This window comes from Methanospirillum sp., assembly GCF_028679455.1.
Lineage (GTDB): Archaea > Halobacteriota > Methanomicrobia > Methanomicrobiales > Methanospirillaceae > Methanospirillum.
Map to the genome: position 1 here is coordinate 1 of NZ_JAJRBM010000363.1, position 9,961 is coordinate 9,961.

Annotated in this window: 10 protein-coding genes; 8 read left to right on the plus strand and 2 right to left on the minus strand. The window is 45.1% G+C overall.

What is annotated here, in order from left to right; genetic code table 11:
- Positions 1 to 877: 877 nt before the first annotated feature.
- The gene (locus tag LUQ50_RS12315) at positions 878 to 1,018 is read left to right on the plus strand and encodes a hypothetical protein (protein WP_300040135.1); all 141 of its coding nucleotides are present in this window, start codon (positions 878 to 880) and stop codon (positions 1,016 to 1,018) included.
- Positions 1,019 to 1,471: 453 nt separating this feature from the next.
- Here the strand turns inward: LUQ50_RS12315 and LUQ50_RS12320 are convergent, their stop codons facing one another.
- Both LUQ50_RS12320 and LUQ50_RS12325 read right to left on the minus strand, forming a co-directional pair.
- Positions 1,472 to 1,915, minus strand: a complete 444-nt coding sequence (locus tag LUQ50_RS12320) for a PIN domain-containing protein (RefSeq protein ID WP_300040136.1) — start codon at positions 1,913 to 1,915, stop codon at positions 1,472 to 1,474.
- Entirely contained in the window at positions 1,902 to 2,270 is a 369-nt protein-coding gene (locus LUQ50_RS12325; RefSeq protein ID WP_300040137.1) for a hypothetical protein, read from the minus strand. Before LUQ50_RS12325 ends, LUQ50_RS12320 begins: the two co-directional genes overlap by 14 nt.
- A 364-nt stretch (positions 2,271 to 2,634) precedes the next feature.
- On the opposite strand from LUQ50_RS12325, the gene LUQ50_RS12330 reads away from it, so the two are divergent.
- The 7 genes from LUQ50_RS12330 to LUQ50_RS12360 all read left to right on the plus strand — a co-directional run.
- Entirely contained in the window at positions 2,635 to 3,258 is a 624-nt protein-coding gene (locus LUQ50_RS12330; protein WP_300040138.1) for an acylphosphatase, read from the plus strand.
- A 99-nt stretch (positions 3,259 to 3,357) separates the two neighbouring features.
- Positions 3,358 to 3,951, plus strand: a complete 594-nt coding sequence (locus LUQ50_RS12335) for a DapH/DapD/GlmU-related protein (protein WP_300040139.1) — start codon at positions 3,358 to 3,360, stop codon at positions 3,949 to 3,951.
- Positions 3,948 to 5,036, plus strand: a complete 1,089-nt coding sequence (locus LUQ50_RS12340; RefSeq protein ID WP_300040140.1) for a DegT/DnrJ/EryC1/StrS aminotransferase family protein — start codon at positions 3,948 to 3,950, stop codon at positions 5,034 to 5,036. Before LUQ50_RS12335 ends, LUQ50_RS12340 begins: the two co-directional genes overlap by 4 nt.
- Complete coding sequence (locus LUQ50_RS12345; protein ID WP_300040141.1) at positions 5,037 to 5,951, plus strand: Gfo/Idh/MocA family oxidoreductase; 915 nt, start codon at positions 5,037 to 5,039, stop codon at positions 5,949 to 5,951. It begins immediately after the preceding gene.
- Positions 5,948 to 7,384: a nucleotide sugar dehydrogenase gene (locus LUQ50_RS12350; protein WP_300040142.1), complete on the plus strand. Its 1,437-nt coding sequence runs from the start codon at positions 5,948 to 5,950 to the stop codon at positions 7,382 to 7,384. Before LUQ50_RS12345 ends, LUQ50_RS12350 begins: the two co-directional genes overlap by 4 nt.
- A gap of 75 nt (positions 7,385 to 7,459) precedes the next feature.
- Positions 7,460 to 8,290, plus strand: a complete 831-nt coding sequence (locus LUQ50_RS12355; RefSeq protein ID WP_300040143.1) for a hypothetical protein — start codon at positions 7,460 to 7,462, stop codon at positions 8,288 to 8,290.
- Positions 8,287 to 9,961: glycosyltransferase family 39 protein (locus LUQ50_RS12360; protein WP_300040144.1), on the plus strand; the 1,675-nt coding region annotated here is incomplete at its 3' end. The genes LUQ50_RS12355 and LUQ50_RS12360, both read left to right, overlap by 4 nt.

Consider the following 9,961-nt stretch of genomic DNA (forward strand, 5'->3'; position numbering starts at 1 on the left):
ATTGGATATATTTGTATTCCGGAATACCCTTAATAACTGATAAAAATGATTGAATCACAGGGGATTGTTTTTGACTGTGTATTTCCATACATATCACAGACCCGTTGTTGTTCTATGGCAGGTACTACCTTATCATAAGGGGCAGTTACATGGATCGTTTAAGTGATACAGCGAGAGCGATTCTTTATAAATTCAACACGCACTGCGTGAATTGCCCGCTATATACTGATTAAATTATGTGTGTAACAGCCTCTTGACCACGAGATACCAATCATATTGGCTTTGAATATTATTATATATGGCCAGATCAAGCCCTGGTAAATCCAGATGAACAGATCTCCATTCAGTCCTGATAGGTGACACCGTATGAGGATATTGTATGAGTGATCATAGGTACCTGATGTCCTGGATTTCATGAAGTAGGGATTTCACACCGCTATAGATACATCTTATTGCCCGGACAGAATCGAGTATCGAGGATTATACCAGTCATGAATCCTCCGAATTTATTCAAAAGATTTCTCTCTTTGAAATTGGTTAATCTCTCAAATTTTTGAATTTTGGTGCTATTTAGCCATCGAATCGGTAATATCCCTACTACCAGAGATAGTTTAATTGTAGTGGGTTATGAACTACTAAATAAAAAACTCCATTATTCGTGCTCTATTTCTAGAAATAAGGACAAACAGATCTCCTCGATCTCGTGCCTCCTGAAATAACCCTATTCATCGTTAATTTCAAAAAATATGCAAAATTTTCGTTTTTATAACCCCGTTTATTCTCTCTTCAAAATGAAGACGATATAACTATCGACTCACTACTGAATAGAGGCATAGCGTCCCGTTATATGAATTGCGCCAAGGGGATCATTTTTGAGATGGTTGCCATTTATGATTCAGATCCTGGATATCTGTTTCACGAACCGGATACGTACATTGCCCTGGATGTATCACTCCCTGACTTTGAATATCCCGGCAAAACTATTATCACACTCCTTATCCAGAATCATCACCTCTGATTTACTGAATGTGATATCCTCAGTATCCACTCGTCAGAGTAGCATATTGCTTTACGTATCGATGTATAACTCCGTTCCACCCTTTATCTGCCATGAAATTACCAATTACTTAACGAATTTTACCCTCTGGTGGAGGGGGGCATGCAGGAGATCCCATGTGAACATTTCTGGGAGACTTCTTTTACAACAACTGACCTGGTTGCTGGAATGTGTTTTTTCGATTACCGTCCCGGGAAAAATGGTATCCGTTGATCCGATTCACCCAATAGATCCGATCGCGTTTAAGAATGGTGATATCGGAACTCATAAAATTGATTCTGGCTCATACAATTTACATAAAAACTTGGACAAATAATTGCATCCGCGGATATTGATGCTGTATTTGTTGAAATGAAAGATAAAAATTAAATAGATGTGTTCTTGATTCATCTATCATTATTAAAAAATACCCTTTCAATGTATATCTGAAAGAATGAGCATATTGATGTCAGAAATACCTTTCAATCGTTTATCATTGGTTACAAAAGAAGAACAATAACACGCCTTTGCTGAGGCAAGATGAATAGCATCTGGAAGATGGATAGTTGTTGATTGGGCACGAATTTTTGCTGCATCTATAAAAATTTGGCGACTAATGGGAATGACTTCAAGATTATCTGAAGACTGGATGGTCTCCTGATAGACATGTTGCAAGTGATCGTTCTTAGTAATAAGGGGTTTGATGAGAAGTTCGGCAAGAGTAAGTTCACTCGTTACCGCTTTAAGATTTCCTTCATCAAGAGCAGTGAACAAAGATGTCAGTGTATTAACATATTCAGGGAAGGCTTCGAGGGCATAAATAAAAATATTTGTATCGAGATATATTTGTTCTCCCTTTATATTATCAATTATCCCCATGTAGTCCGCTCATTTGTAATAAATGAATCAGCCTCTTCAGAAGTCGAAAACCCCCCCTCCCTTTCCCAATGAGGTTTATCATTGATCTCTTTGGAACCTGCTCTGATGACTCCAGAACAATAACTTCTGCGAAGGTTCCTTCTTTGAATTCAGGGACGTAAATCTGGATTGAACCACCAGCCTTGATAGTAACCTGTTTTTTAATGGCATGAATCATGAGGCTCTCACCGTATAATAATACATGTAAGACCACCTCCCCTAATATCCCTTGCCCCGGTACAGGGATGCGTGCATAAGGGCAGACCTCGTCGTTGTCGATCAGGTCTCCTCCACTGCCTTTGGAACTGATACCCAAACCCCCCTTAATGTTTCCTCATTGTATAAGTGAAGAAACGTAATTTCGAGTTCATCCTTTGTCATATCCGAAAATAAAACCCAGAAGAAATACCGAAGTCTTCTTGCTCATGAATTCCTAACACTATGATACATTGATGAAGACGTTTCATGAAATCGGCATCGTTTTTGATTCACAAGAAAGAAATATCATAACATGGGAAGTCGGATCCATCTGATTTTCCAAGTCATCACACCCAATGACAGGACAGAGATTGTAAATAGTGGATCAATACAAATAAGTTTTTATATTATACTCACCGGTAAACAGAAAGACACCACATAGTAAGCCGAGATGAATTCATAGCAGGGGAAAGGGTCATACCATGAAGCATATAACGATCACAGTCACCGGAGAGGTCCAGCGTGTAGGATACAGGGACCGGGTAGCAAAACTCGCACGGCATTACCATATCACCGGTCAGGTCCGAAATTGTGAGGGGTACGACGTAGAAATTATTGCAGAAGGCAAAGAAGAAGATATCGAAAAATTTACCTCTGCTATCAGAATTACGGAAGAACCGATCCATGTTGAATCAATTGAGATAGTCCCGGGAATTGCCGAAGGGAAATGGAAATATTTCGAGATACAACGGGGAGAACCTCATGAGGAGCTTGGAGAAAGGCTTGACGCTGCACTGACATATCTGGTCAGAATTGATGGCAACAGCAGGCGATCGGTCCAGCTCGGTGAAAAGATGCTGGAAAAGCAAGATATCATGCTGGAGAAGCAGGACACCATGATACAGAAACAAGACAGCATGCTGGAAAAGATGGATACCATGGTGGAGAAGCAGGACACCATGATTACCCTTCAAAAAGATACGATTCACGAAATCAAAGATACAAAGGAAGATTTCAAGGATGTCCTTCATACCAAATACCAGTTAATTGAACAACAATTACATGAGATACAGACAGTCCTGCGCAACGCAGGTATGATGAGTTAATAGCATTACAATTTACCCGCGAGGATTATATTGATATGATACCCCGTTCTGCATACTCACATTGTTCGAAAACATTCTCCGGGATCCAGGTCACTTCACATGCAACCGTATGGCACTAACAAACTCGGTCAGAACATCACCATCTTTGAATCAGTAATACTCGGGTTTCCTGCCCGATGTCACTTGGGATTAAACTCATTTACCGGCTGCACCATCGGGGATAATGCAACCCTCCGTCCGGGAACAACAATATACGCAGATGTTACGATCGGCGAATCGTTTTCATCAGGACATAACGTAATAATCCGGGAGCAGACTATCATCGGGGATCATGTTTCAGTCGGGACGGGATCAATTATCGAGGGATATTCCAGCATCGGGAGCCGGGTAAATCTCCAGAGTTTGGTGTATATTCCCACCCAGACCACTATCGGAGACGATGTCTTTATCGGTCCGAACACGGTTCTGACCAATGACCGGTATCCTCCCAGAAAGGATGCCCGGATGGAAGGCCCGGTTATCCAGGAACGTGCACGAATCGGGGCAAATGTTACCATTCTTCCAGGAGTTATAATCGGGGAAGATGCCCTTGTTGCCGCTGGCTCGGTAGTAACTAAAGATGTCCCTGCCAGCATGCTTGCAATCGGATCTCCGGCACGACATAAACCTCTTCCTGCGGGGGCAGCCAGATGATTCCAATTGCCAAACCATCTGTAGGGGAAGATGAAGCCCTCGCAGCAGCAACTGTCATCAGGTCAGGAATGCTTGCCAGCGGGGAGGAAGTAACACAGTTTGAGAATGAATTCTCCTCGTTCACCGGATCAAATCATGCAATAGCAACCAGTTCAGGGACAACCGCTCTCCATGCAGCACTTCTGGCAGCCGGAATCACAACCGGCGATGAAGTGATTATCCCCGCATTTACGTTCATTGCAACCGCGACATCAATCAGTATGTGTAATGCAACTCCTGTTATTGCAGATGTGGAAAACACCTTCTACTGCCTTGACCCCGAATCGCTTCTTGAACAGATCACCCCAAAAACACGTGCAATAATTCCGGTGCACCTCTTTGGCCAGCCGTGTGATATGAATGCAATCCGTCAGATCAGTGATGATCACAATCTGGTACTTATCGAGGATTGTGCCCAGGCACATGGTGCCAGGTATCATGGCAATTCTGTTGGGACGTTTGGAAAATCGGGATGTTTCTCCTTCTACCCTACCAAAAATATGACAACCGGAGAAGGGGGGATGATCACAACACATGATGATGCGCTTGCAGAGCACGTCAGGCAGTTGATCAATCATGGGCAGGAGTCCAAGTACAGCCACACCATGATTGGATACAATTACCGGCTGACCAACATCGGCGCTGCAATCGGAAGAGTTCAGTTACAAAAACTACCTGAGTTCAATCGGATGAGACAGGAGAATGCAGCATTCTACCAGAAGCATATCACCCGGAATGGAATACTCTGCCCACCACTAAGACCAGGTTGTGAGCATGTCTTTCATCAGTATGCTATCCGCGTACTACCGGAGTGCGACCTCTCCCGGGATCGCCTGATCCAGGCCCTGACCCGGGCAGGAATTGGCACCGCAATTCATTACCCGACACCCGTGCATCACCAACCGGTCTATATGGGGATGATCAAAGGAAGTAATGCCCCGGTTTCTACCCGGCTTGCCAGTGAGATTCTCAGTATTCCGGTCTGGCCGGGACTCTCAACTGAAGAGTTGTCATACATATGCCAGATAATTAACGAGGCAGCCTGAATGGATGTTGGCGTCATTGGAACCGGACAGATGGGAAAAAACCACGTTCGCGTATACTCAGAACTCAAAGAAGTCGGGGATGTGTATGTATATGATCTGCAGAGCGATGCTGCAAAACAGGTATCCAAAGAGTTTGGTGCCTTTGCAGCATCAGACATCAGGGAACTTATCAGGAAGGTAGATGCAGTAAGTGTCTGTGTTCCAACGCCATACCATTTCAGCACGGTATGGGAACTCCTGAAGAAGGAGACTCATATTCTTATTGAGAAACCGATCTGCCAGCGATCAGAAGAAGCCAAAAAACTGATCGACCTGATTTCCAGGGATATAATCATCGGAGTCGGCCACATCGAGCGTTTTAATCCAATTGTTGCAGAAATCAGGAATATGATGAAAGATCCCCTCTTCGTGGAGTTAAAACGTCATAATCCAACCTCAACCCGGTTATCAGGTACGAGCAATGTCGTTGAGGACCTCATGATACATGACATTGACATTATTCTTCACACGCTTTTCTCAGGAACACCCTCCATCCATGCAATGGGTACCGATGATGTTGCCTCAGTCCAGATGAGATACGATGAATCAGTAGTTCAGCTCTCTGCAAGTCGTAAATCTTCAAAGAAGATCAGGATGATTCATATCGAACAGGAAGATATGACTATCGAAGGGGACTTTATGACGCAGGAGGTGTATGTGTATCGCAAGCCCGGGAAATATAAAGTCGAGAATGAGCGATATGTGCAGGAAAATATTGTTGAGAAGGTTCAGGTCGCTAAAAAAGAACCCCTCCGGACAGAACTGCAGACCTTCCTCTCCTGTGTAAAGACCAATACTCCGTTTCCGGTAACCCCCACACAAGCGCTTGAGAATATAGAGTTGTGCGAGATCATCACAAATCAGATGCAACTATGAACGAGGAACTTCAGAATAATATTGAACAGCGTGGTCCGATTCAAACCATCGGAGTTATCGGAATGGGGTACGTCGGGATCCCGGCGGCTGTGCTCTTCGCAAATGTCCCCTCGGTGAAGATGGTATACGGCCTGCAACGGAATTCACCCAGTTCCGGGTATAAGATTCCCATGCTCAACGCCGGAGAACTTCCCCTGAAGGGAGAAGAACCAGATCTTCCCGGACTACTCAAAGATGTAGTATCAGCAAAGCGATTCAGGTGTACTGATGATTTTTCCCTTATCAGCTCATGTGATGCGGTAACGATTGCGATTCAGACACCATTTCTAAACCCGCAGGATCTGATACCTGATTTTTCTGCACTTGAAGAAGGTATCAGGCAGGCAGGCCGTTACCTGACCAAAGGTACACTGGTTGTGCTTGAGTCTACGATCACTCCGGGGACCACAATAGGAATTGCCCGAAATATCCTGGAAAAGGAGTCCGGATTTATAGCAGGAAAAGACTTCGCGCTTGCTCATGCTCCGGAACGGGTGATGGTTGGAAGGCTGATCCAAAATATTCAGGAGCATGATCGGATCGTCGGCGGAATCGATGAGACAAGCACCAGGCGTGCTCGTGAACTCTATGCTATGGTGTTAACAAAAGGGAGAGTCATTCCGATGACAAGTACGGCGGCTGAAGTGACCAAAACAGCAGAAAATACATTTCGGGATCTACAGATCGCTGCTGCAAACCAGTTAGCACTCTATTGTGAGGCGATTGGGGTAAACTTCTATGATGTCAGGAATGGAATTGACTCACTCAAAGGTGAAGGAATCACCCGGGCTATCCTCTGGCCGGGAGCCGGAGTCGGCGGGCACTGCCTGACCAAAGATACGTACCATCTGGAACGGGGAGTGCGGACATCAGGGGGAGAATCACTTGACTATCCGTCCGGGACTGAATCACTCTTTGTAACAGCCCGCAGAATTAACGATTTTATGCCTGATCATATGTTTCATCTCCTGGAGGTGGGACTGAACCGAATTCATAAAGAGGTAAGAGGAAGCAAAATTGCGCTTCTGGGATGGGCATTTCTTGCAAATACCGATGATGCCAGAAATTCCCCGTCAGAGATCTTCTACCGGCGGTGTCTGGAGGCAGAAGCGGAGGTACGGGTTCATGATCCCTGGGTTACCAAATGGCAAGGGGTGACGATCTCCTCGTCACTTGATGAGACGATCACCAGGGCAGATGTAGTCGTTATCTTCACCGGGCACCGGGAGTACCACTCTTTGGAACCTCTCTATATCCGGAACCGGACCGGGGCAGATCACCCGGTCATCATCGACGGAAGAAACCTTTTGAATCCGGACCGCTTTATTGAAGCCGGATTCGTGTACAAAGGAATAGGACGGGGAGACAAGAACAACCATCCCATTATCTCATAAATAATCAGATCAATACGATTATTCCCGACTTATTAATTTACAGTAAGGAAATACCTGATGATACCAGGAAGCAAAATGGATACTCATGTGCAGTATCGAAATAATCCCTTTATTCTCTTCCTGGTAATTCTTATTCCCGGCATCATCGGATGTTTTATGCAACCGATCCATTGCTTCACCACCATAGCACTAGTCCTTTCAATTCTGGTAATTCCCGGGGCATTCTGTGTACGGTATCTGGTAATTCAAAAGATGCACCCGATTATCACAAGTGCCGCGGTCATACTCATCAGCATTACCGTTCTCACGCTTTATCTGTTATGCGGTGAACTCACGGGTATTTCTATGACATCAGACTCCACAGATTTTGCTGTTATCGGGGAGTTTTTTCAACTCGGAATACTTGTGTATGCCAGCATCTTCACATTCATGGGAATAGGTATACCAGTTACAAATCACGACTCTGATGAAATAATACCATCGAATGCATGCAGTCATGAAGTCCTGTCAGGAAAGAGTATCGTTGGAATTATTCTAATCGTTGCTTTATTTTCATTCCTAATCGTGGGTATCCTGCCGTTATCCCAGCAGGATAAGACGACCGAGTTATATTTTTCCCAGCCCTCCGGATGCGGTACGTTTGAACAACGTGCAACACCGGATGTAATTACCGTCACAAACCATGAGGGAATTTTCAAATCATACACTCTGTTAATAACCCAGGATGGAAACCAGATGCCTGCTATCCCCGTCCATCTCTCAAACGGGGAGTCTTTCACAGAAGATATCACGGATTCTGGTTCTCCTGGAACGAATACCGGTCTGAAGAATCTTCAGGTGCAGTTATTCAGCGAACAGCAGGCAGGACAGCCGTACAGGGAGATCTGGAGGAACTACAATCCATGAAAGAGGATAGCATTTTTCTTTTTTGCGTTCTGCTATGCTCCTGCACCGGGGTAGCACTGGTATCTGCACGAGTCTGGAGCGGGGCAGGAATGCTCGCTCCCCTTTTCCTCGGTATAGCGGTATTCCTGGTTTGTGGTGCGAAAAATCCGGTACCTGGTCTTGTAATGATCTCATGCAGTACCGTTTTGACACTGGCATTCCGGTTTTCGGCGTTGACATGGGGTGATCCCTGGCAGGATTATGAATCAGTCATTGAAGTACTGTCACAAGGTTCAACTGCGATGGTCGGATACCGCCTTCAACAACCGGTGCTTCCCGGCTTTATCGCCACACTTACCCTGGTAACCGGATATTCTCCCCTTCTCCTCCAGAAACTGGCCGTTCCTCTGGTTAGTGCTCTCTCAGCACCACTGGTTTACCTTTTTTCACGGAAGTATGTGGATGATTCTGCTGCTCTTGCGGGATCGCTCCTGTTTCTCGCCGGGATCCCCTACATTCATTGGGCATCTCAGGGTGTCAGGGAAACACTGGGAATACCCTTTTTCCTTTTTGCCCTGTTCTTTTCAGTCAGGATGATGAACGAGGGGAAGTTGAAGGATATGCTGATCCTGATTCCGGTATTATCAGGCCTAATATTGACCCATCATCAGTCTGCTCTCATGTACATCGTCATCTTCAGCGGGATAATCCTGGTTTATCTGTTCTGTTATGCAGGCCGCGATGAGATGCGCAGGGTAGTATGGACCGGATGCATTCCTATCGGGATGACACTGCTCCTGACACTGTTCTGGTGGGCTTTTCGGATCCCCTTTATTTTTTCATCATTTATCATAACTGTAAACCAGGTGTTGTTCATTGGCGGAACAAATCCGGTTATTCCCCTGTCCATACTCGCGATAACAGGTATGCTTCTGAGAGTTATTCCCTTGTTCTTCCCCGGGGGTATTATTATCAGCAGAGCAAAAAGTCAGGTTATAGTAGGTAGAATCTACCGGATTGTGCCCGGTATCCAGATTTGTGGAGTCATCGCAGGTATGGTCATCGGGGTACTTATCATATCAGGTACATTTCCATTGGTCTCATCATACTCACCTCTGATGATCCTCCCGATTCTTGTGATAGGAATCCTGGCAATTCTGGCCCTGGATCAATTTTTCATGAAAGAGCGATTCTTTTTCCTTATTTGGGCAGGAATTCCCGGGCTAATGCTTGTGGGAGGAATGACGGTCTCAAAATTGTTGTTCGAATCCGGGTATCACATTGAGATCGATCCCTTGAGGTTTCTTAATTATCTCTGGCCCGTTATCACGGTAATTGGCAGTTGCACGCTTGTCAGGATGCAGAATAAGCGATTATTGCATGGATGTATTACCTGTTTTTTTGTGATACTGTATGTAAACGCCTTTCCCCCGGTTGTTTTTGATAGTATTGCTTCAGATAACCGGAGTCTGGTTATCTCACACCCATCCCAAGAACTGCTGGCAATTGACTGGATTGAATACCAGAATGTTACTTCAGAATTTTCATCAGACAGGTACGCAGTAGCACCAGCCAGGTGGCTGAATCCTCTTGGATATCAGGTGGTAGAACCCCGGGGAAGGCCGGGTGAGTGGAGCGGAGCTTCCTACTGGATGATAACTGACCGGATGAAACAGTATGCAAACTTTGACG

Excerpts from the sequence above, each read along its gene's own strand:
- LUQ50_RS12320 (WP_300040136.1), bottom strand. The coding sequence starts at position 1,915 with ATGGGGATAATTGATAATATAAAGGGAGAACAAATATATCTCGATACA.
- LUQ50_RS12355 (WP_300040143.1), top strand. The coding sequence starts at position 7,460 with ATGGATACTCATGTGCAGTATCGAAATAATCCCTTTATTCTCTTCCTG.
- LUQ50_RS12340 (WP_300040140.1), top strand. The coding sequence starts at position 3,948 with ATGATTCCAATTGCCAAACCATCTGTAGGGGAAGATGAAGCCCTCGCA.
- LUQ50_RS12315 (WP_300040135.1), top strand. The coding sequence starts at position 878 with ATGGTTGCCATTTATGATTCAGATCCTGGATATCTGTTTCACGAACCG.
- LUQ50_RS12350 (WP_300040142.1), top strand. The coding sequence starts at position 5,948 with ATGAACGAGGAACTTCAGAATAATATTGAACAGCGTGGTCCGATTCAA.
- LUQ50_RS12335 (WP_300040139.1), top strand. The coding sequence starts at position 3,358 with ATGCAACCGTATGGCACTAACAAACTCGGTCAGAACATCACCATCTTT.
- LUQ50_RS12330 (WP_300040138.1), top strand. The coding sequence starts at position 2,635 with ATGAAGCATATAACGATCACAGTCACCGGAGAGGTCCAGCGTGTAGGA.
- LUQ50_RS12345 (WP_300040141.1), top strand. The coding sequence starts at position 5,037 with ATGGATGTTGGCGTCATTGGAACCGGACAGATGGGAAAAAACCACGTT.